The sequence below is a fragment of the Erythrobacter ani genome (genome assembly GCF_019204025.1).
GTDB lineage: Bacteria > Pseudomonadota > Alphaproteobacteria > Sphingomonadales > Sphingomonadaceae > Erythrobacter > Erythrobacter ani.
Genome location: NZ_JAGSPB010000003.1, coordinates 166199 through 188774, shown reverse-complemented (window position 1 = coordinate 188774; position 22576 = coordinate 166199). Strand labels below are relative to the sequence as shown.

Genomic DNA, 22576 nt, shown 5'->3' with positions numbered 1-22576 from the left:
CGACGCGCAATCCAACCGACGCAAGCGCGGTGCCCGACTTTATTCGCTTGATCTTCTTGTCCTAAGTTGAGAAGTCGCTGGAACCGAACATGATCGACTTCCCCTCCTATCATGCACTGGCCGCAATGGTGGTCACAATCCTCATGTTTGTGGGTTTCGTGCGCGGACGCATGTCGATCGAGATCGTCTCGTTGTTGACGATCGCGGTGATTGCGGTCGGGCTCTATTTCTTCCCGCTCGAAGGCACGCGTCCGATAGATGGGCTTGCGCTCGCATTCGGCGGTTTTGGGCATTACGCGCTCATTACGATTTGCGCTCTGATGGTCATGGGCCGGGGGCTCGTGGTGACCGGCGCGCTGGAGCCTGCCGCCCGCATTCTCGAGCGTGTTTTCAGAGTGAATTTGCAGCTTGGTTTGCTGGTTTCGCTGCTGATCGCTTTCTTCCTTTCGATGTTCGTCAACAACACCCCGGTGCTGGTTTTGATGATCCCGATCTTTGCGGCGCTGGCGCAGCGCGGCGCATTACCGACATCGAAAACGCTCATGCCGCTCAACTCGGCCTCGCTGATCGGCGGCCTGGCGACGACAATCGGCACATCGACCAACATTCTCGTGGTCTCAATCGCAGTCGATCTCGGCATGCGCGAGATCGGCGTATTCGACTTCACGCCGCTGGTGCTCCTCGCCGCGCTTGTCGCGCTCCCTTACATGTGGCTCATCATGCCGCGCCTGCTCGATGATAACCGGGTTGAAGCGCAACAGAATTTCAGGCGGTTTCACACCAGGCTGAGGATCGGAAGCGAAAGCAGCCTTGTCGGCAAGAGCGCGGCCGAGCTCGTAACCGCCCTGCCCGAGGGCATCCGGTATCACGGAGAGCCAACCGGCCCGATGCAAGTGCAGCAGCGACTGCATATTTCGGGTTCGCACGAAGCGCTCGAAGATGCGGTTCGCGAATTGAAGGGGGAACTTGCCCCCAACTGGGTGCTCGACCGGATCAAGCGCAACGCATCGACGACCAGAGAAGACATCTTGGTCGTCGAGATGACCGTCACTGCGGATTCCCGCCTGATCACCAGGACGCTTCCGTCTTCCGGAATTGCCGATCTCTACGGCGTTGCCGTGCTCGGGATTCACCGCCCTGACAGATTGCTTGGCGAAAAGGACCAGTATTCCGGCGGCGGCGACCTGCGGATGATGGAAGGCGACGTGCTGCTCGTCATGGGACTGCAGGACGACCTGCAATCGTTTGCCCGTGCCGACAGTCTGCTGATGCTCGAGGGCGCGCGTGAATTGCCGCGGCGATCCAAGGCATTGCTGTCCGCCGTCATCATGGGTTTTTCGGTTCTGACGGCATCTTTCGGCATATTCCCGATCGCGATTTCCGCTCTGGCGGGAGCCATCCTAATGTTCGTGACGGGGTGCGTGAAGTTCGACCGTGTGGGCAGGGCGTTATCGGGACAGGTCATTGTACTTGTCGCGGCGAGTATCGCCATCGGGCGTGTCATCGATGAAAGCGGTGCAGCGGCTTGGCTCGGACAAGCATTATCGCTTGGACTTGGGCTTCTTCCGCCAGCGCTGGTCTTGGCCGCAATTATGGCATTCGTGACCGTGCTGACGAACTTTGCTTCCAACGCTACGGCGGCGACCGTCGGGACCCCGATCGCCTTCAGCATCGCAGCGGAACTCGGCCTTCCGGCAGAGCCATTGGTGCTCGCTGTGCTGTTCGGCTGCAACCTGTGCTACGCGACCCCGATTGCCTATCAGACCAACATGCTGATCATGGCGGAGGGCAATTACGACTTTGCCGATTACATCCGGACCGGGGTGCCCTTGGTCGCGTTGATGGTGACTGCGCTCTCGGTAGTGCTGGTGCTTTGGTACGGCCTGTGATCGCTGGAGGGCGTCTTTCCTACGGATGCGATCTTGTGCCACGGAGACGACATGGCAATTTCAGCGCGCATTTATCGTTGGCAAGATCGATTGTTGGGCGCATTTCCCATCGAACGGATTTCTACGCTAGGGCCGTGTAACATGCGGTCCATATGCCTCTCAGCTGCGACGAACCGAGCGGTCATGAGAGCTTTCAGGTAAGGGGAGAGAGTGATGCTTAAGCGTGTACTGACAGCAGGGGCGGCGTTTGCCGTAGTACTGGGATCGCCTGCATTTGCGGAAAACCACGGCGGGGACGACCTGCGTGCTGAAGTGATGGCAGACATGCCGGGCCTGATTGAGGTCTACAAGGACCTGCACGCCAATCCGGAGCTGAGTTTTCAGGAGTTCAAGACAGCCGAGAAGCTGGCTGCGCGAGCGAGAGAACTTGGCTTCGAAGTGACGGAGGGAGTCGGGCAGACGGGCGTCGTCGCCGTCATGCGCAACGGCGAGGGGCCGACGGTGATGCTTCGCGCAGACATGGACGGGCTTCCGGTGACGGAGCAGACCGGACTGCCCTATGCCTCCAAGGCGCGCGGCGTGCCTGCGAGCGGTGTCGAAAGCGGCATCATGCACGCCTGCGGGCACGATACGCACATGGCCGCGTGGGTCGGCGCTGCGCAGCTGCTGGCCGAGAGCAAGGACGAGTGGAGCGGCACTTTGGTGATGATCCTCCAGCCAGCAGAGGAGCTGGGACTGGGTGCGCTCGCCATGCTGGAAGACGGCCTATTCGAGCGCTTCCCAAAACCTGAATATGTGCTCGGCTTCCACGATGCCGCTGGCGCGCCTGCTGGCTTCATCGGCTATGCCAAGGGATACGCGCTCGCCAATGTCGACAGCGTCGACATCTCGGTGAAGGGTGTGGGCGGGCACGGCGCTTATCCGCACACCACGAAGGACCCGATCGTGATCGCGTCCTCGATCGTGATGCGGCTGCAGACCTTGGTAAGCCGGGAGACAAACCCGCTGGATTCCGCCGTCGTATCGGTTGGAAGCTTCCTTGCCGGTGCCAAGCACAACATCATTCCGGACGAGGCTAAGCTCCAGCTGACGGTGCGGTCCTACGGCGAGGAATCGCGCGCTGCGCTGCTCGAAGGGATCAGGCGGATCGCCAGGGCCGAGGCGATGGCAGCAGGGCTTTCCGACGACATGCTGCCGACGGTAACCGTGCAGGAACCTTACCTTCCGTCCACATACAACACGCCCGAGTTTACCGAACAGGTGATGGCCGGCCTCGCGGAACGCTTTGGCGACCGGGTGAAGGAGGTGCCGCCGGTCATGGGCGGTGAGGATTTCGGACAGTTCTACCTCGCGGACCCGGAAAACATCGAGTCGCTGATCTTCTGGGTCGGCGGGGTTCCGATGGAACAATACCAAGCGTCACAGCGCGGTGAAGTGGAGCTGGTCAGCCTTCATTCGCCATTCTGGGCACCTGATGCAGAGGCCGTGATTGCTACTGCTACGGAGGCCATGACTGCGGCCACGCTTGACCTGATGCCGAAAAGCGGAGGGTGAGGCTGGCCTGTTCCGGCAGGTCGCAGGGTCGCCTGCCCGCCTGACATCACGGTATGGGAAATGCGATAAGGTAACGGCCGCCGACATGCTGCGGGTCACAGCATATCGACGGCCGTATTCTCCTCCCCAGGAGAACTGGTTCGGGCAAACGCGGTGTTAGTCGGATGAAGGCACGTAGGTGCCGAGCCGGTGGTGCAGCGCGTTGATCTTGGCAAGCTCGTCCCGGTCCTCGGTCCCGCGGGCATGGCTTTCGAGCGCACGGCGCAGCAGTTTCATGTCTGCGGTCGAAAGCAGCGCACGCGCGCGGGCCGGCTCGGTCTTCGGGGTATCTGTATCGCTCATCGTTTCTCTCTCCCTGGTCCTTCTGCGGACGTGGTGACGATGGTTAAGCTAATGGAGGTGGAGGATGGTTCCCGCAAGGCCGGATCAGGTCCGGTCCTGCAGAAACTTCAATCGATTAAGCAGCTTCGAACTGGTTCATCGTATTGTCGGCACCGCCCGCCTTCAACGCGGCTTCACCGGCGAAGTATTCCTTGTGATCGTCCCCGATGTCGGAACCGGCCATGTTCTGGTGCTTCACGCAGGCGATACCCTGGCGGATTTCCTTGCGCTGCACGTTCTTGACGTAGCCAAGCATAGCCTGTTCGCCGAAGTATTCCTTGGCAAGGTTATCGGTGCTGAGCGCCGCCGTATGATAGGTCGGCAGAGTGATCAGGTGGTGGAAGATGCCGGCCCGCTTTGCGGCGTCAGCCTGGAAGGTACGGATCTTTTCGTCTGCTTCGGCAGCAAGATCGGTGCCGTCGTAGTCGACGCTCATCAGAGCATCGCGGTTATAGGCCGACACGTCCTTGCCCGCTTCGGACCATGCGTCAAAAACCTGCTGACGGAAATTGAGCGTCCAGTTGAACGACGGCGAGTTGTTGTAGACAAGCTTCGCATTCGGGACGACTTCACGGATCCGGTCGACCATTCCGGCGATCTGTTCGACGTGCGGCTTCTCGGTTTCGATCCACAGCAGATCGGCGCCCGCCTGCAGCGAAGTGATGCCGTCGAGAACGCAGCGATCCTCGCCCGTGCCTGCACGGAACTGGTAAAGGTTCGATGGAAGACGCTTGGGCCGCAGAAGCTTGCCGTCGCGGCTGAGGAAGACGTCGCCATTCTTGATGTTGGCGGGATCGACTTCTTCGCAATCGAGGAAAGAATTGTACTGGTCGCCCAGGTCGCCTTCTTCCTTGGTGTAGGCGATCTGTTTGGTCAGGCCAGCACCGAGGCTGTCGGTACGTGCGACAATCACACCGTCTTCTACACCCAGCTCGAGAAAAGCATGGCGGCAGGCGCGGATCTTCTGATGGAAGTCCTCGTGCGGGACTGTAACTTTACCGTCCTGGTGGCCGCACTGCTTTTCGTCCGAAACCTGATTTTCGATCTGGAGCGCGCACGCGCCGGCTTCGATCATCTTCTTCGCGAGTAGGTAGGTCGCTTCGGCATTGCCGAAACCGGCATCGATGTCTGCGATGATCGGCACGACGTGCGTTTCATAATTGTCGATCTGATTCTGGATGTCTTTCGCCTTCATCTGATCGCCAGCTTCGCGCGCAGCGTCGAGATCGCGGAACAGACCGCCCAGCTCGCGCGCGTCGGCTTGCTTGAGGAAGGTGTAAAGCTCCTCGATCAAGGCTGGCACGCTGGTCTTTTCGTGCATGGACTGATCGGGAAGCGGGCCGAACTCGCTCCTGAGAGCGGCAACCATCCAGCCCGACAGATAAAGGTAACGCTGCTTGGTCGAACCGAAATGCTTCTTGATTGCGATCATCTTCTGCTGCGCGATGAAGCCATGCCAGCAACCAAGCGACTGCGTGTAATCGGCCGGATTGGCATCATAAGCCTCCATGTCGGCACGCATGATCTTTGCCGTGTATTTGGCGATGTCGAGGCCGGTCGGGAAGCGGTTCTGGATTGCCATGCGCGCGGTGGCTTCCGCGTCGATGGCGCCCCAGCTCGGGCCGTTTGCCTCGATAACGCTTTGCATCTGGGCGACTGTGTTCTGGTAGGTCATAGCGATCTCCTAAAAATCTGTGGGGAGGTTTATGAAATCGACTTGCCCTGTTGCGCCGCAACATAACAGGAAAACTTACAAATTTTCTTGTCTATATGCCGCTAACTGCGCCAGAACTTGTGTAATGATGTAAAATTATTTACAGAATCGGGATGATTGAAAAAGCACTCTTGGCAGGGCCTGCCCTGCGACGCCTGCGGAAGCGTGAAGGGCTCACTCAGGCCGCTATGGCGGCGTCCCTGGGCATTTCGCCAAGCTATCTCAACTTGATCGAGCGGAACCAGCGTCCGCTCTCTGCGCGCGTGCTCGTTCAGGTGATCGAGCGCTTCGATTTCGATCCGCGATCCTTGCGTGAAGACGAGGCGATCGGCGGGATCGACGGGCTTGTACGCCGCATGTCGGACAAGCGCTTCGCCGATCTCGGGATCGACCGGGAAGAGGTGCAGGAGTTTCTCGCTGCGGCGCCGCAAGTGGCCGCCGCTTTTGCAAGGCTGTATGACACCGCAGGCGAGGGGTCTGGTCGGGTAGATGATCCTGCGGGCGACGCGCGGCGAGCGGTTGAACGGTGGCAAAACCATTTCGCCGATCTGGACCATGCAGCAGAGCAGACAGCGGATGAATTGCGCCTTTCGCGCGGTGACACAGGGGCTGCATTGATGGAGCGCTTGCGAGAGAAGCATCAGCTCGCGGTCCGAATTCTGCCAACCGAAGTCATGCCGGGCATCGTGCACCGGCTCGACCTTCACGCGCGCCAATTGCAACTGTCTGAAATGCTTCCCGGAGCCGCACGTCGGTTCCAGATCGCGCGACAAGTCGGCGCACTTGAGCAGCGAGAGGATATCGATACGCTGGTCGAAGGAGCGAACCTGTCATCCTCCGAGGCGCGCGATGCGTTTCGCGAGCATGTCACCGATTACGTCGCGGGCGCGCTGCTAATGCCATACCGCCGGTTCCTGCGCGCGTGCGAGCAGACGGGCTACGACGTGAATATACTGCAACGCCGTTTCGCCTCCAGCTTCGACCAGATTGCGCAGCGCTTGACGACCTTGCAAAGGGTTGGAGAGCGAGGTCTTCCGTTTTTCAGCGCGCGCTTTGGGCGTACAGGACGGATGGTTCATTTCACTGCCGGAGCGAGCGGGGCGATCCATCCGATCGATGGCGCGCGATGGCCCGCATGGGTGCCTTACGCGGCGTTCGAGAACCGCGGCTCGTTACTGACACAGGCGGTGACTTTTGGCGAAGGCGAGTCTGTGTCTAAGCACTGGTTCACGATCGCACGGACAGTTGAAGTCGATGGGGTGGCGTGTTCGTCTCGTAAAGTGGTGGTGCTGGGTCTCGAGGCACGATTTGCAGGCGAACTGGCTCATGCCAGAGGCATTTCGCTTTCGCCTGAGGATGCTGTCCCGCTCGGCGTTGGATGTCCGCGATGCGGCCGTGCCGATTGTCTGACGCCAGCGTCGCGGCGGCTAGCTGCCGAATCCGGTCCGTGAGGTGATAAACTGGACGGGTCAACTTCAGGCGAATTAACCTCGCTTTTCGTGGAAACACAGGCATTTCGGGTCCTGTTGTAAAATTTACCGACACTTAAGGTCTGCGCTGTAAAACTGCCGCTAGAACGTGTTCTTATCGGTGAGTTTCCACGCATGATCCGACTGTTCCAAATTTGGGTAGCGCAAATGGCGATGCGGTCTGGCTTCGTCTCTTGTGGCGCAGCCGAATTTGCCTCGCGCGCTGAGAGCCTGCGGTGATCGACAGTTCGGCCGGCCTTGTGCTCTATGTGAGCATTGCCTGTTATCTCGCAGGAGCCGTAATCAGCACAGGCCCAGCGGTCTGGATCCTCCGATACGGCGACCGCACACGTCACGACCGTTTGCCGCTCATTGCGGCGTGTCTGCTAACTGCGATCTGGTGCGGGCTGGCAGCCGCTTTCGGAGCGTTCCACCCTTTGGCGATTCTCGCGGAAACCGGCCGTAACCTCGCATATATCGTCATGATTTTCCGCTTGTTTTCGGCGGATGGACGCGATGAAAGCTTGAAGCCAATCCGCCCCGTGATCATCACTGTCGCGCTGGTGCAGCTGTTTCAGCCGCTGTTGCTTTATATCCACCTCCGCCTCGGTCTCGTTTCAGAAATAGCAGCTCTTACATTCGAGGCTTCTGCGGTTCTAAACATGTTGGTTGCGGTCGGCGCGCTGCTGCTCGTCCATAATCTCTATGCCGGCGCGGGAGCTGTGTCCCGGCGGGTCCTTCGCTGGAGCGCGGCGGCGCTCGCAGCGATCTTCGCATATGACCTGAACCTCTTCACGATCGCTTATCTCATGGGTGAGTATCCAGAATACCTGGTCGCTGCCCGCGGGTTGTTTGTCGGCGCCATGGCGGGCGTTCTTGTCATTGGCGGCACCGGTGCCAGTGGCGACCTGCAATTCCGCCCATCGCGCGCGGTCACCTTCCAGACGCTCTCGCTGCTGTTCATCTGCAGCTATCTGCTCGTCATGACGCTCGTGACGCGGTCCCTGACATTGCTGGGCGGCGATTTCGCTCGTGCTGGACAAATTCTGTTTCTGGTTCTCGGGATAGGCACCGCGACCGTCCTCCTCGCATCCAAGGGTGTTCGAGGCAGGCTGCGCGTTACCGCGACCAAGCATCTTTTTCAGCATCGCTACGATTATCGCGAGGAATGGCTGCGGTTCACCGCGACGATTGGTCGAGGCACGAACAATAGCGCGAGTTTTCACGAGCGCGCGGTGAAGGCGGTCGCCGATATCACCGACAGCCCCGCCGGATTGCTGCTGGTCGCGAATGAAGAAGCCAATCTTGAGCTAACTGCGCGTTGGAACTGGCCGACAATTGAGGTGCCTGCGGTTGCGGGAGGCTATGGCCTTTCCGGCCTGCTCGAAAAGCACATTCACATCGTCGACATGGGCGAGGTGCGAACCGGTATCGAGCATCACGGTGAGCTGGCGCATATACCCTGCTGGATGCGACAGGAGGAGGACATTTGGGCCCTCGTGCCCCTGATCCATTTCGATCGCCTGGTGGGTGCGATTGTCCTTGCGCGGCCCAGAATAGAGCGACGGCTCGATTGGGAGGACTTCGATCTTCTCCGGGTCGTTGGTCAGCAGCTCGCAAGCTATCTCGCGGAGCAGGCCGGGCAGCAGGCGCTTATGGACGCCAATCGGTTTGACGAATTCAATCGGCGCATGGCGTTCGTGATGCACGACATCAAGAATCTGGCCAGCCAACTGTCCCTGCTGTCCGCAAACGCTCAAAAACATGCGGACAATCCCGCCTTTCGCAAGGATATGCTCGTGACCTTGCGAAATTCGTCCGAGAAACTATCCGCGCTTCTCGCCCGCCTTGGCCGTTATGGCGCTGGGCCTGTTCAAAAGTTGTCGGAACTCGATTTGGCTGAGTTTGGGCGGTCGCTGGCCGCTCGATTCAAACCGGTTCACCCTGTCATCTTCAACCAAACACAGATGGTTCGTGTCATGGCCGACCGGGAAGTATTGGAGCAGGCAGTCGTTCATCTTATCCAGAACGCCATCGACGCGAGCGAGCCAAACTCGCCAGTCTATATCAGCGCCTCCCACGAGGGATTGAATGGGCAGATAGATATCGTCGATGCCGGGCATGGGATGAGCCCGGAATTCGTTCGGAGTGGACTGTTCAAGCCATTCATTTCGTCCAAGGATGGCGGTTTCGGGATTGGCGCTTTCGAAGCGCGGGAAATGATCCAGGCGCTGGGCGGTCGACTGATGGTCGAATCGCGCGAAGGGGTCGGCACCCGTTTCAGTGTGATCCTACCAGTGGCCGAAACGCACCGCCTCTCTCTCAACTCAAATCCAGGCAGCGAACTGCCGATCGAGGTCGCCAATGGCTGAAAAGAAACCCACTCTGCTCGTCGTAGAGGATGATGAAGGTCTGCAGGCCCAGTTGAAATGGGCTTACGAAGATTTCGAAGTCGTGATCGCGGGGGACCGCGACGGAGCGATTGCGGCGCTGCGAAGCGAGGTTCCCGCTGTTGTGACACTCGATCTTGGCCTGCCGCCGGATCCTGACGGCACGAAGGAAGGCTTCGCTGTCCTTGACGCGATCATGGAATTGAAGCCCGATACGAAGGTGATCGTGGCAAGTGGTCACGGCGCGCGCGAGAGCGCGTTGCAGGCGATCGAACGCGGTGCATATGATTTTTATCAGAAGCCCGTCGATATCGACGCATTGGGGCTGATCGTTCGCCGCGCATTCAACCTTCATCAGATCGAGGCGGAAAATAGACGCCTGCTGGAGCATTCCAGCGAGGATAAGACCGTGCTGGGCAGGCTCATCACCGGCGCGCCCGAGATGGTCAAAGTCGCGCGCACCATCGAGCGTGTCGCGAGCACGAGCGTTTCTGTCATGCTGCTGGGCGCCAGTGGTACGGGCAAGGAATTGCTGGCCCAGGGTCTGCACGACGCCAGCAATCGCAGCGAAGGGCCCTTTATCGCAATCAACTGTGCCGCGATTCCGGAAAATCTTCTCGAGAGTGAACTGTTTGGCCACGAAAAGGGCGCTTTCACCGGGGCGGTCAAGACGACGGAAGGGAAGATCGAAAGCGCGAATGGCGGCACGCTGTTCCTCGACGAAGTCGGTGACATTCCGCTGCCGCTGCAGGTAAAATTGCTCCGCTTTCTGCAGGAACGCACGATTGAACGGATCGGCGGGCGCAAGACGATCTCCGTCGACACCCGGATCGTATGCGCAACCCATCAGGACCTCGAGGCGATGATCGGTGCAGGGACCTTCCGCGAGGATCTGTTTTACAGGCTTGCAGAGATCGTCGTTCGAATTCCCGGTCTTGCAGAGCGTCACGGCGACGCCACCCTGCTTGCCAAGGCGTTTCTAAAGCGATTTGCGAAGGAAATGAATCCGGCGGTTACCGGCTTTGCGCCCGACGCACTCACCGCCATCGATGCTCACGATTGGCCGGGCAATGTTCGCGAGCTGGAAAACCGCATCAAGCGCGCCGTGATCATGGCAGATGGAAAACTGGTAAATGCTGGCGATCTCGATTTCGACGGTCAGGAAGAGGACAGCGCGGAAGTGCTCAATCTCAAATTTGCCCGCGAACAGGCCGATCGCCGCGTCATCCGTCACGCGCTCGCTCGGAGTGAAGGCAATATTTCGAGCTCGGCCAAGCTCCTCGGAATCAGCCGGCCGACCCTCTACGACTTACTCAAGCAGTACGATCTTCAAACCTGAAGGCGCGTACAGCGCTGGCGGACACTGGAAGCCTAGGGCGCGCCCGGACTCGGCCCGCCGTGCTAACCTCCTCGACATCGGCTGGGAGTGCGGGCAGGGCGCTTTTCCATGACAAAATGGAAGTCGACATTATCGGACCCGATGATAGCGGTTCTGCTGATTGCGACCGGCCTCGCGTTGATTGTGCCTGCGACGGGTCAAGCGCGCGAGAGTGCCCAGACGATTTCGAATGTCTCGATTTTCCTTCTGTTTCTCGTCAACGGCATGCGCATAGCTCGTGGCGAGATTGCGCGGGCAGCAGCCAATTGGCGATTCTTCGTGCCACTGGTCCTATTCGTGTTCGGCGCGATGGCTTTGTTGGGAGCCGCATCTGCAAGCATTGCTGGCCTGCTTGTTCCACCCGAGATCGCGCTCGGGTTCATCTTTCTCGGTGTTCTACCTTCGACCATTCAGTCGGCGACAAGCTATACGACGCTCGCCGGTGGCAATGCTGCCCTCTCGGTCGTGGGAGCCGCTCTGATCAACATACTTGGCGTTTTTTTGAGCGCACCGCTCTTTGCGCTGATCGCGGGAAGCGAGGCGGTCGATCTCGGGACTGAGACGATAATCAGGATTGGCGTCATCCTTTTGCTGCCTTTCGCGCTTGGCCAAGCGGTTCAAGGCTTCACCCGGGACTGGCTGATCGAACGTAAAGCGCGGATCGTCTGGCTCGACCGCATCGTGATCGGGATTGCCGTCTATGTCGCCATGTCAGGCGCGGTTGGTCAGGGTCTGATTTCCGATATCTCCCCGGTCGCAGGCGCGTGGTTGGTCATCGTGACCTTCAATTTCATGACGCTGGCATATTTCCTTGCATGGAAAGTTGGAGGCCTTGGCGGGTATAGCCGCGAGGACAGGATCGCGTTCCTGTTTGCGGGCCCACAAAAAAGCGTAGCAATCGGCGCTCCCTTGGCGGCAATTCTGTTCGCCCCCGCCATGGCAGGTTTTGTGATCGCGCCATTGCTGCTGTATCACCTGCTGCAATTGTTGGTCGCCGCGCCCCTCGCTACTCGGCTGGCGCACCCGCCTGCGCACTAGCAGTTTGCTGCCGCCGATTGTGCCGGATCGACCACCACAGCGATATGCCGATCAGCACCGCGCCGATGAGACCGGTGATGGTTTCCGGCACGTGATACTTGGCAGACACCAGCATAATGAAGCCGAGCGCAATAATCGCCCAAAAGGCGCCGTGTTCAAGATAACGGAACTGGGAAAGCGTCCCGGCGCGGACCAGGTGAATCGTCATCGAACGCACGAACATCGCGCCCACCGAAAGACCGATGGCGATCACGATCATGTTGTTCGAAAGCGCGAATGCGCCGATCACCCCGTCGAAGCTGAAACTGGCATCCAGCACTTCGAGATAAAGGAACCCGCCGAGGCCCGAGCGGACGACTTCGCCTGCCGCCTTTTTCTTCGCTTCGGATGCTTCGATGATTGCGCCCAGAGCATGAACACCGATAAACGTGACCACCCCCATGACGCCGGCGGTCAGGAAAGTGAGCGCCTCCTCGGGCGTCAACAAGGTCGATACGCCATAGAGCGTCAGGAGTACCAACCCGATTTCGACCGCAGGCACGCTCGAAAACTTGTTCACCGCACGCTCGATCACCGCGATCCAGTGAATGTCCTTCTCCTCGTCGAAGAAGAAGGTAAGCCCCACCATGGCTAGGAAGGCGCCGCCGAAGCCGGCGATCCCGATATGTGCTGCCGAGACAATCCGCTCATATTCTTCGGGATTGCCGAGCGACAGTTGCACGGCCTCCCAAGGCCCGATCTGCGCTGCGATGGAGACGATTGCTATGGGGAAAACGATCCGCATCCCGAACACGGCGATCAAGATCCCGATCGTGAGGAAGCGCTGCTGCCAGACCGGATCCATTTCTCGCAGCACGGTCGCGTTGACCACGGCATTGTCAAAGCTCAGCGAGACTTCGAGAATGGACAGCACGAACACGATCCAGAGGATCGAGAGCATACCGCCGAGCGTGCCCGTGCTGCTCCACCCATACCAGGCGGCAAGGCCAAAGCAGGCCGCGGTGAACAATAATGAGAATGTGTAGTAACGCAGCAGCGTTTGCATGTGCCTGAAAACCTTGAGAGAGTGCTTCAGCCCTTGGGCTGATAAGTCTGTTCTTCCGTGGGGAAACTGCGGTCACGGACCTCTTCGGCATATTTTGCAACCGTTTTGTCGATCACGCTAGCAATGTCTTCATACCGTTTGACGAAGCGCGGGACCCTTTCGAACATGCCGAGCATGTCTTCGGTCACCAGCACCTGCCCGTCGCACTGAGCAGATGCGCCGATGCCAATGACCGGGATTTCCAGCGATTGAGTGAGCGCGATTGCTATCGGTTCGATCACGCCTTCTGCGACCAGCGAAAATGCGCCCGCGTCCTGAACAGCCTTGCCATCGCGCAGAATTTTTTCGTGTTCCTGCTGGCTGCGACCGCGCGCAGCATATCCGCCTAGAACATTGACCGCCTGCGGGGTGAGGCCGACATGCCCCATCACGGGGATGCCGCGATTGGTAAGGAAAGCGATCGTTTCAGCCATCGCTTCACCGCCTTCAAGCTTCACCGCGGCGCAGCCCGTATCTGCCATGATCCTGCTCGCCGTGTCGAAGGCTTGCTCTTTCGATTTCTCATACGCTCCAAACGGCATGTCGACGACCACCAGGCTGTGATAACTGCCGCGCACGACAGCAGCACCGTGCGCGATCATCATTTCGGCAGTAACCGGAAGGGTCGAATCCAGCCCATAGATGACCTGCCCAAGCGAGTCCCCCACCAGCAGGATATCGCAATGCGCATCCAGCAATTGCGCCTGCCGCGCCGTATAGGCGGTGAGCATCACCAGCGGTTCCTTGGTCTGGCCGTCCTTCTTGTGGTCGCGGATACGCGGGACGGTCAGCCGTTTACGCGGTTTGGGAGTGGGATTGGCCCGGCTGGTGCTCGTATCGAGTTGAAAGGTCGTAGACATGACAGCGGCTTTTAACGGCCTGCGGAGGAAAGGCCAATTGTTGATATCTCTTTGAGCCCTTGGCGTAGGACCAGAAACATTGCAGAGAGGTCTATATGGGATTGCGCGTCGGGAACGCGCGGCAAGAGGGTATATTTTCGATCATGGTAGCATCCACCGCTTCGGGCGAACGGGAGGGCTGGTCCTCTCGCAGTGCGTTTATCTTGGCAGCGGTCGGAGCGGCTGTCGGACTTGGAAATGTCTGGCGCTTTCCGACACTGGCCGGTGAAAACGGGGGCGGCGCCTTTGTCCTCTTCTACGTCGCCTGCGTGTTTCTGCTCGGCCTGCCGCTTGTCATATCGGAAATCTTCATCGGCCGGACTGGGCAGGACGATGCGGTGGGATCGATCCGTAAAGTAGCCGAAAAGTCCGGTGCGTCCGGCGCATGGTCGGCGTTCGGTATTCTGGGCGTGATAGCCGCGTTTCTGATCGTATCTTTCTATTCGGTCGTCGCTGGCTGGGTACTCTATTATGTCGGGGTGATGGGGGGCGATTTCGTGAGCGCCTTGCTCGCCGGCGATCCGTTTCGAGGCGCTCTGATCGGCGAAAGCCAGGAAGCGATACAGGGACGCATGGGCGACCTGTTCGCAAGTCCGGCGCTGCTGCTCAGCATGCATCTCGCCTTCATGGGCGTAACATTGTTCATCGTGGCGCGTGGGATAGGCTCCGGCATCGAGGCGGCGGCGACGATCCTGATGCCGATGTTTTTCGTGCTGCTGATTGCGATCACGATTTACGGTGCGTTCGTCGGTGACATGGATGAAGCGGTGGCATTTCTCTTCACTCCGGATTGGTCGAAGCTGACGCCGCAGGTGATGAACACTGCGCTTGGCCAGGCGCTGTTTTCGTTGTCTCTCGGCGTTGCGGGCCTGATTACCTACGGTTCTTATATCAAGGGCGCTTCGGGTCTCGGGCCGACTTCGCTGACCATTGCGTTTGCGGATACGGGCGTGGCCCTGCTTTCGGGCCTCATGATTTTCCCGATCGTGTTTGCAGTGGGCCTCGACCCGGCAGCTGGTCCGACGCTGGTGTTCCAGACTTTGCCATTCGCGTTTCAGACCATGCCTGCGGGCGCATTGATCGGGCTCCTGTTTTTTATCCTGATCCTCGTCGCGGCGGTTACAAGCTCGATCTCCTTGCTTGAGGTGCCGACCGCATGGGGAATTGGCGAAATGGGCTGGAGCCGTCGCAAATCCTCGCTGATCTTCGGGGGAGGGGCGTTCCTGGTCGGGATCGCGTGTCTGCTGGGTTATAATGTGTGGTCGGACGTTCGCCTGCTGGCGTTCTGGCCACTGTTTGCAGAGCTGGACATTCTCGACACGGTCGATGGCTTCACCGGTAAGGTGATGCTCCCACTCGGGGCATTCTTCACCGCAATATTCGTCGGCTGGAAAGCAGATCGCAGCCTGGTAGAGAAGATGACCGGCATTTCCGGGATCTGGCTGTCGGTCTGGCGTTTCCTGATTGCGTGGCTCTGTCCGCTGGCTGTGGGGACGATCCTGATTACTGGGCTGTTCCCCGCCATCCTCGGCGACTGACAAAAAAAGGGCCGCTCCGATGAAAGGAGCGGCCCTTTTGCGGCCCGGTATTATGTTCTTGTTACCGGCTATTCGTTTTAGAGTGTCGTTTCGGCGTGCTTGTCCTGAACGTCGTCATGCACGGTCATGCCCATCGCCATCTTGGCGGTTGTAAGCAGACCCATTTCGCCGCTCCAGATTTCTGCTTCGCGCAGATCCATACGCAGGAAGAGGATGTCGGGATCGTCTTTGCCGCCATCGTACCAGGCCTTCACGAAGTTGTTCCAGAAATGCTCGAAGCGTTCTTGGTTGTCTTCGATGAAAAGGCTGCCGTGGAAACGGGCGTAAACGTCATGGCCCTTGCTTTCGTAGGTGGCGGTGACCGGACCGAGTTTTGCAAAATCGCTGTTCTTCTGAGTGAAGAACCAGATTGCGCTATCGGCTTCCTTGTCGGTCTGCGCGGTCATCGGCACGGCTGTTTGCGGTTCGCCGTCGCGCTGAAGGAAGAGGAACGGGGAATCGTCCAGTGCTTTCCAGAATTTCGTTTTCAGTTCGTCGGCGTTGCCTTGGTCGTAGCGCATTCTAATCTCCTATATTTGCTCGATTAACGGCCAGACTCGCTCGATGTTCCGCGGTGGGCGACAGGATGAGGCTCTTGGTGGATGGATCGCAAAGGGCATTGCATCTGAGTATCGAGTGTGGAACATATTGGGAACAAATGAGACTCAGGCGAGTCTTCATCCAAGTGTTCTCAAGGTTCCAGATGACCGTTTCCGTTTGCTCCAGCGGCGCAAAGGCGCTCCAAGATTTTCCGGTGCCGGATTGCTTCCAGTCGTCCGGCGTGGAGCGTGCCGCGATGCCGCGTCTTTCCGCCAGGGACATCGCCGCGCTTTCGAAAGCGCGTGAAGGTCGCTGGCGTCCGGGCCTTTCCGACCAGCCTTTGCATAGCGAAATCTTCTCCAGCTCCTCGGATGCGGGCGGGGCAGGGCTCGCTTTGGCGCTGGCGCGTGATGCGCTTCAAACAGCCGTGAAAACAGCAAACCCATTGGCGCATGCCGAGGATCGTCGCCAGGTCTTGTGGGTACAGGATAAGGGCGCAGCGCAGCGTAGCGGCCGGCCCTATCGCCATGGCTTGCCGACTGAATTGCGGGACCGATTGATCCATGTGCAAGCCGCCAGTCCGGAAGATACGCTGTTCGCATTGGAGGAGGGACTGCGGTGCCGCGATCTTGCCTGCGTAATCGGAGAGATATCCGGCAATCCGCGTGCGCTCGATTTCACCGCTTCGCGCAGGCTCAGCCTCGCTGCGGAAAAGCATGACGTAGCGCTGTGGCTGGTACGGCTCGATGCCGGGGCGGAGCTATCCTCTGCGCGAATGCGTTGGCGGGTCAGTTCGGCTCCCTCCGCACCCGCACGCTGGAACGCTGCTGCACCGGGTACGCCTGCATGGAAAGCCGAACTGTTCCGGGCGCGCAGCCATGCACCCGGAGAATGGATTTTGAACAATGACAACGGACATTTGCGAGCGCGGCGCACCGGAGGTCCGGTCGCAGCAGGCACGCAGGATATTGGCGATCTGGTTCGCCCGACTGTCGGTCGATCGCTGGCGGCTTTCGCAAGGATGTGAAGCGGGAGAGGCTGCTGATGCTCTCCCCACTGCCCTGATCACCGAAACCGCCCATGGGCCGCGGATCGATGCCGCCAACGATGCGGCCATCGCGGCGGGCGCGCAGGTGGGCATGATGCTGGCCGATGCACGTACGCTGTGTCCGGGCATACGGACCGCCCCGGCAGATCCGGCAGGTGATCTCGATCATCTCGAGAGACTGGCGCTCTGGTGTCAGCGCTGGGGACCATGGAGCGCACTTGATCCGCCCGACGGTGTGCTGGTGGACATAACCGCAGCCGCGCATCTGGTTGGAGGCGAGGTAAAGCTGCTTGACGACGTCAAGAAAGCTTTTGCCAGCCGCGGCCTCCAGACTCGTTGTGCGATCGCTCCCACTGCCGGGGGTGCCTGGGCGCTGGCGCATTTTGGCCCTGACCGTGCAATACTGGATCCAACAGAGGATTGCTTACGGCGTCTCGGCAACCTTCCCGTTGCTGCGCTGCGGCTCGACCATGATGTGCTGACAGTTTTGCGCAGGCTGGGTCTCAAACGGCTTGGTGATCTCACCGCCATTGCGACCGGTCCGGTTGACCGCACTGAAGCCGCTGCCCGCGATGCGTTTCACCGCCGGTTTCGCAACCGCAAATCGCCAGCGGCCAATCCGCTGGTCAGGCTCGATCAATTGCTGGGCAAAGTGCCAGAGCCGCTGCTGCCCGTGGTCCCGCATCATGCGCCACTGGTGCAGCGCCGGTTGATGGAACCGATCCGGCATCGCTCGCTGCTCGACCAGGTTCTCGCCGATCTTGCCAAGGACATGGTGCGAGAGCTGGAGGCCCGCGGCGAAGGGGCAAGGCGGCTAGAGCTGGGCCTGTGGCGCGTCGATGGTGAAGTGATCGTGCGGCGGCTCGAACTGGCAGCGGCGACGCGGGAAGCGGACCATATCACGCGGCTTTTTGCAGGCAGGCTGGACGATATAAAGGCGGGTTTCGGAATCGAGACGGTGCGCCTGCGTGCCAGCTGGGCTGAAACACTCAATGTATCGCAGGACGACGTCGAAGAGGCATCCGAACGTCACGGAACGTCGCTGGGTGCTTGCATCGACCGGCTGACCGTCCGCCTCGGTGCGCATGCGGTCCGTCGACCGGTGCCGCGCGCCAGCCACTTGCCTGAACACGCGCAAACTTGGCAGCCGCCGCTGGAACCCGAGCCGAGTTCGCAGGACACTTTAGAATTCCATGAGAGACCATTGAAAATATTGGACAAGCCTGAGGTTATGTCGGTGCTGTATGCTTCACCTGATGGTTTGCCGCAGCGTTTCCGATGGCGCGGTCAGGTCTGCGAGGTGGCACGGGTCGAAGGTCCGGAGAGAATTGCACCTGAATGGTGGCGTGAGAAATCGACTGCTCGGCTGCGCGATTACTACCGGATCGAGAATACCGAAGGCCAGCGATACTGGATTTACCGCCACGGAATTGCTGGCGATGGTCGCGGGGGAATACCGCAATGGTATTTGCAAGGGCTATATGCTTGAATTCGATCAGTATTCTTACTGTGACGCAAGATCGATCTTGCTCAGCATTTTTTTACGATTGCTTGCTAGAGCTTAACTATGAACATGCACAGCATCTCGCGCGCTGCGGAGCGCCGCTCGCTTAGCCTGACGGTCAAAGGCCGCGTCAAATCGCGTCCCGTCTATGTAGATCTGATCGATATTTCCGAAGGCGGCTGCAAAATCAGGGGTTCCGCCGGTTTCGCAAATGTGGGCGACCGCGTCACGATGAGAGTGAACGGCGTCAATGCTCCACTAGGCACGGTAGCCTGGATCGAAGGGAAATTGGCCGGCGTGGCATTCGAAGGGGAGATGCACCCGGCTGTGCTCGACCATCTATGCAAAGCCCAGTCCATCAAATTTCATGACACAGAAAAAGACGATAAACGCCGCCTTTAAGCCGCGCATATGTCGATAAAGAAAGAGGGCGATGCTGCGAAAGCACCGCCCTCTTGTGTAATGTGGGTCTATCAATCGGCCGGGGCGACGACCAACCGGTTGTTCAGTGGCTGCATCGAACGCGCGCTCATGCCAAGTGCCGCTTCCATAGCAGCGATCTGTTCGGCGCTCGCCTCGACAGTGTCTTCGACCACGTGCCAGTTTACGTTCTCGCTACATGGCGGCGTGGTGAGCGAACCCATGTAACGGTACACTTCAAGCTCGTCCGGGATCATGCTGCTCATGTCGATCGATATGTTAGCGCCGTCACCGTCCGGCATGGCATCAATGATCATCTGCAGACCTTCATTGGCATCGCCTTCTTCGAACAGCACGCCGAGCACGCCCAGCGTACCTTCGCGCGTTGCGTGAACGAAATGTCCGGCCAGCGGATAGCGTTCACCGCTCATAGCGTGCTCGGAAGGTGTGTGAAAATGAACCTGCACGAGATTGAACAGGCGATCGCCGGATACCATTCCTTGGCCAGGTGCTGCATCGATCTGAACCTGATGCTTGCCAAGGCGTAGTGTGCCGTCAGTCATCCCGTAATCGGCGGCGATCCTGATGTTTCCGTAAGCACCCATCGAATCGATATCGACCGGGGATTGCATCATGCCTGTATCGCACGCAGCGAATTCAGGGCTCGCTTCCGACCAGTTCTCGGCCGTTTCGCCGTCGGTATAGTCCCAATCCTGCGCCGTGGCGGAAACAGTGGCCATAGCGATAGCTGCAGTAGCGAAGAGGGGTATTGCGTATTTCATCATTCTAGCTCCCTTGGGAGCGATGACGCGCCCCCAGTATCACAAGCGGCTTTGCCGCAGGTTACGTCCGACATCACGAGCAGGATTGCTCGCCAGAGGGGCCCGGTCCGTGCTCAGATAATGTACCATTTCGCCATCGGTTCCAAACGAATTGCAACATTTGCATTTGCTCAAACCGGCATGAGAACATAAAAGGAACATAAGGATGTTCCAATGCCGCAACACACTCTGAGACAGAAACTAGAAATCCTCGCTGATGCAGCAAAGTATGATGCGTCGTGCGCGTCCTCTGGAACGGCGAAGAAAAACTCGCTGGGTGGTAAAGGTGTGGGATCGACCGAGGGGATGGGCATCTGCCACGCCTACGCCCCCGATGGGCGGTGCATCTCGCTGCTCAAAGTGCTGTTGACCAATCACTGCATTTTCGATTGCCACTACTGCATCAATCGAAAGAGCAGCAATGTGCGGCGCGCGCGATTCACCCCGCAGGAAGTCGCCGACCTCACCATCAATTTCTACAAGCGCAATTATATCGAAGGGCTGTTTCTCTCATCGGGCATTGTCAAAAGTTCGAACCACACGATGGAGCAGATGGTCGAATGCGCGCAGATCCTGCGCGAAGAGTACGACTTTCGCGGCTACATTCATTTGAAGACCATTCCCGAGGCGGACCCGCAATTGATTCATCAGGCAGGGTTGTATGCCGATCGGGTGTCGATCAATGTCGAATTGCCGACACGCCAGGGGCTGAACCGCCTCGCCCCTGACAAGGACGAACGCCAGATCGAAAGCGCGCTCGCAAAGACGAAATCACGGATCATCGAGGCGAAGGACGAGCGCAAACGGTTCAAGCATGCCCCGCGCTTTGCGCCCGCAGGCCAGTCGACCCAGATGATCGTCGGCGCGGACAATGCCAGTGATGCGGATATCGTGGGCAAGGCGAGCAAGCTCTACGGTGCATTCGGCCTGCGCCGGGTATATTACAGCGCGTTTTCGCCGATCCCCGATGCGAGCGCCGTTCTGCCGCTGAAACGTCCGCCCCTTATGCGGGAACACCGGCTCTACCAATCCGATTGGCTGATGCGATTCTATGGCTACGCTCCCGGTGAAGTGGCGCAGGCAACGGATGCCCATGGTAATTTGCCGCTCGATATCGATCCCAAACTTGCATGGGCGCTCAAATTTCGCGGCAGTTTCCCGGTCGACGTCAATCGTGGGTCGAAGGAACAATTGCTGCGGGTGCCGGGTCTGGGGACGACGGCGGTGGGGCGCATATTGGCTGCGCGCAGGCATCGCACGCTGAGACTGGATGATGTGGCGAAGCTGACTCAGTCGATTGCCAAGGTGCGCCCTTTCCTTGTCGCGCTCGATTGGCGACCGACGATGCTCACCGACCGCGCGGACCTGCGCACGCTGCTGGCACCCAAACAAGAGCAGCTGGAGCTGTTCTGATGGCGGCGCAGAGAGCGAATATGCAGAACGTTTCACTGGGAGCGCATTACGTCGTCCACCTGCCTGCGCCTGATGATTTCGCCTTCTGGCGTGAGCGGGCAAGAGGGCTGATCCAATGCGATGTACCGCCCGACCGGGTCAGCTGGGTCGAGCCGGGCGGGACGAGCGATCTGTTCGCGGTTGAAGGCCCCTCTCGCGGTGAAAAGCGGCTGCCCGTGCCTGAAAAGGACGCGCGGCCGGTCCGCGCCTCCAAACGCTTCATGAAGCTTGCCCGTAACGCTGCGCTGCATTCCGACCCTGAACGTTTCGGCCTGCTCTACCGAATGCTCTGGAGGCTACAGTCCAACCATCGCGCAATGGAAGACAAGGCCGATACGGACGTGCGCCGGATCGAGGAGCTCGACAAATCGGTGCGCCGCGACAGTCATAAAATGCATGCATTCGTGCGCTTTCGGGAAATCGAAAGCGAGGATGGAGAACACTATGTCGCGTGGTTCGAACCCGATCATCATATCGTGCGGGCCAATGCCAGTTTCTTCATGCGCCGCTTCGCCAATATGAACTGGTCGATCCTCACGCCGCGCGGCTGCATCCATTGGGATGGCGAGACAATGCGAGAAAGCGGCCCTGCGCAGCGCAGCGATGCCCCCGAAGGCGATCCGGTCGAGGATTTGTGGAAGTCTTATTACGCCTCGATCTTCAATCCGGCGCGGTTGAAAGTGGGCGCAATGCTAGCTGAAATGCCCAAGAAATACTGGAAGAACATGCCTGAGGCTGAACTGATTCCGGGCCTGATCGCCGGTGCGCAGGCGCGTGAGGCTGGGATGGTCGCAGCCGGGATGCGTGAAGAACGCCAGCGCCCAGCCAGCCTTGCCGACATAGGTAAGGCGATTGCCGATTGCGGTGATTGTCCCATTGCCGAATGCGGCACCCGTGCGGTGATGGGCGAGGGGCCTGTTGGCGCTCCCTTGATGATCGTCGGCGAACAACCGGGTGATCAGGAGGATGTGGTCGGCAGGGCTTTTGTGGGGCCAGCAGGGCAATTGCTCGACAAGTATCTTGAGCGCGCCGGGATCGACCGCAGCAGCGCTTACGTCACCAATGCGGTCAAGCATTTCAAATACGTTCAGCGCGGCAAGCGCCGAGTCCATCAGACGCCTCAGGCGAAGGAAATCGATACTTGCCGCTGGTGGCTCGAAGCAGAACGCGAAATTATCAAACCGCGCGTGATCCTGGCTCTGGGAGCAAGCGCGGCGCGAGGCCTCATCGGTAAGACGGTGAGCATTTCCAAGGCACGCGGTACGCCGATCCCGCTGGAGGGCGGGGCAGAATTATGGGTGACCTCGCATCCCTCTTACCTGCTCAGGCTCGACGGCGAAGCTCAGGAAAAGCAGGCCGCACTTTTTGCGGCCGATCTTTTCGCAGTGAGAGAGCGGCTCGCGCAGCAGATGGCGTGA

At 59.3% G+C, this 22576-nt stretch carries 18 protein-coding genes; 12 read left to right on the top strand and 6 right to left on the bottom strand.

All coding sequences use genetic code 11. The annotated features are described in order from the left end of the window. Window positions 1-89: 89 nt before the first annotated feature. On the top strand, window positions 90-1889 hold the full coding sequence (locus tag KCG45_RS13665; protein ID WP_218317857.1) for an SLC13 family permease: 1800 nt from the start codon (window positions 90-92) through the stop codon (window positions 1887-1889). Between the two features lie 213 nt (window positions 1890-2102). Further along, entirely contained in the window at window positions 2103-3443 is a 1341-nt protein-coding gene (locus tag KCG45_RS13660; protein ID WP_218317856.1) for an amidohydrolase, read from the top strand. Between the two features lie 156 nt (window positions 3444-3599). Here KCG45_RS13660 and KCG45_RS13655 read toward each other — a convergent pair whose 3' ends face one another. Both KCG45_RS13655 and KCG45_RS13650 read right to left on the bottom strand, forming a co-directional pair. Beyond that, window positions 3600-3785: a hypothetical protein gene (locus KCG45_RS13655; protein ID WP_218317855.1), complete on the bottom strand. Its 186-nt coding sequence runs from the start codon at window positions 3783-3785 to the stop codon at window positions 3600-3602. Between the two features lie 115 nt (window positions 3786-3900). Beyond that, complete coding sequence (locus KCG45_RS13650; RefSeq protein ID WP_218317854.1) at window positions 3901-5499, bottom strand: isocitrate lyase; 1599 nt, start codon at window positions 5497-5499, stop codon at window positions 3901-3903. Window positions 5500-5651: 152 nt separating this feature from the next. Between KCG45_RS13650 and KCG45_RS13645 the strand changes: the two genes are divergently transcribed. The 4 genes from KCG45_RS13645 (at window position 5652) to KCG45_RS13630 (ending at window position 11813) form a co-directional block, all read left to right on the top strand. Beyond that, complete coding sequence (locus KCG45_RS13645) at window positions 5652-6989, top strand: helix-turn-helix domain-containing protein (RefSeq protein ID WP_218317853.1); 1338 nt, start codon at window positions 5652-5654, stop codon at window positions 6987-6989. Between the two features lie 254 nt (window positions 6990-7243). Further along, entirely contained in the window at window positions 7244-9379 is a 2136-nt protein-coding gene (gene prsK / locus KCG45_RS13640; RefSeq protein WP_369410797.1) for an XrtA/PEP-CTERM system histidine kinase PrsK, read from the top strand. After that, window positions 9372-10736, top strand: a complete 1365-nt coding sequence (gene prsR / locus KCG45_RS13635) for a PEP-CTERM-box response regulator transcription factor (protein WP_218317852.1) — start codon at window positions 9372-9374, stop codon at window positions 10734-10736. The genes prsK and prsR overlap by 8 nt, the downstream gene beginning before the upstream one ends. 108 nt (window positions 10737-10844) lie before the next feature. Then, on the top strand, window positions 10845-11813 hold the full coding sequence (locus KCG45_RS13630; RefSeq protein ID WP_218317851.1) for a bile acid:sodium symporter family protein: 969 nt from the start codon (window positions 10845-10847) through the stop codon (window positions 11811-11813). Here the strand turns inward: KCG45_RS13630 and KCG45_RS13625 are convergent. Both KCG45_RS13625 and panB read right to left on the bottom strand, forming a co-directional pair. Then, a complete protein-coding gene (locus KCG45_RS13625) occupies window positions 11782-12858 on the bottom strand; it encodes a DUF475 domain-containing protein (RefSeq protein WP_218317850.1) in 1077 nt (358 codons plus the stop codon). The two genes, KCG45_RS13630 and KCG45_RS13625, sit on opposite strands and share 32 nt — an antisense overlap. 26 nt (window positions 12859-12884) lie before the next feature. Then, window positions 12885-13757: a 3-methyl-2-oxobutanoate hydroxymethyltransferase gene (gene panB, locus KCG45_RS13620; protein ID WP_218317849.1), complete on the bottom strand. Its 873-nt coding sequence runs from the start codon at window positions 13755-13757 to the stop codon at window positions 12885-12887. A gap of 143 nt (window positions 13758-13900) precedes the next feature. Here panB and KCG45_RS13615 point away from each other — a divergent pair, with 143 nt between their 5' ends. Further along, the gene (locus tag KCG45_RS13615) at window positions 13901-15334 is read left to right on the top strand and encodes a sodium-dependent transporter (RefSeq protein WP_218317848.1); all 1434 of its coding nucleotides are present in this window, start codon (window positions 13901-13903) and stop codon (window positions 15332-15334) included. A 77-nt stretch (window positions 15335-15411) separates the two neighbouring features. On the opposite strand, the gene KCG45_RS13610 is transcribed toward KCG45_RS13615, so the two are convergent. Beyond that, window positions 15412-15894 carry a pyridoxamine 5'-phosphate oxidase family protein gene (locus KCG45_RS13610; RefSeq protein WP_218317847.1) on the bottom strand — a complete coding sequence of 161 codons (483 nt, stop codon included), beginning with the start codon at window positions 15892-15894 and terminating at the stop codon, window positions 15412-15414. A 182-nt stretch (window positions 15895-16076) separates the two neighbouring features. Here KCG45_RS13610 and KCG45_RS13605 point away from each other — a divergent pair, with 182 nt between their 5' ends. From KCG45_RS13605 to KCG45_RS13595, 3 genes are all read left to right on the top strand, one after another. Beyond that, complete coding sequence (locus tag KCG45_RS13605; protein WP_439648932.1) at window positions 16077-16940, top strand: ImuA family protein; 864 nt, start codon at window positions 16077-16079, stop codon at window positions 16938-16940. After that, window positions 16882-18450: a DUF6504 family protein gene (locus KCG45_RS13600; RefSeq protein ID WP_369410806.1), complete on the top strand. Its 1569-nt coding sequence runs from the start codon at window positions 16882-16884 to the stop codon at window positions 18448-18450. Before KCG45_RS13605 ends, KCG45_RS13600 begins: the two co-directional genes overlap by 59 nt. Window positions 18451-18528: 78 nt before the next feature. Further along, window positions 18529-18867, top strand: a complete 339-nt coding sequence (locus tag KCG45_RS13595; protein WP_255548231.1) for a PilZ domain-containing protein — start codon at window positions 18529-18531, stop codon at window positions 18865-18867. Between the two features lie 71 nt (window positions 18868-18938). Here KCG45_RS13595 and KCG45_RS13590 read toward each other — a convergent pair whose 3' ends face one another. Beyond that, window positions 18939-19670, bottom strand: coding sequence for a carbonic anhydrase (locus KCG45_RS13590; protein ID WP_255548230.1), 732 nt, complete (start codon window positions 19668-19670; stop codon window positions 18939-18941). Window positions 19671-19880: 210 nt separating this feature from the next. Here KCG45_RS13590 and KCG45_RS13585 point away from each other — a divergent pair, with 210 nt between their 5' ends. Both KCG45_RS13585 and KCG45_RS13580 read left to right on the top strand, forming a co-directional pair. Next, the gene (locus tag KCG45_RS13585) at window positions 19881-21119 is read left to right on the top strand and encodes a putative DNA modification/repair radical SAM protein (protein WP_218317845.1); all 1239 of its coding nucleotides are present in this window, start codon (window positions 19881-19883) and stop codon (window positions 21117-21119) included. Then, entirely contained in the window at window positions 21119-22576 is a 1458-nt protein-coding gene (locus tag KCG45_RS13580; RefSeq protein WP_255548229.1) for a UdgX family uracil-DNA binding protein, read from the top strand. Before KCG45_RS13585 ends, KCG45_RS13580 begins: the two co-directional genes overlap by 1 nt.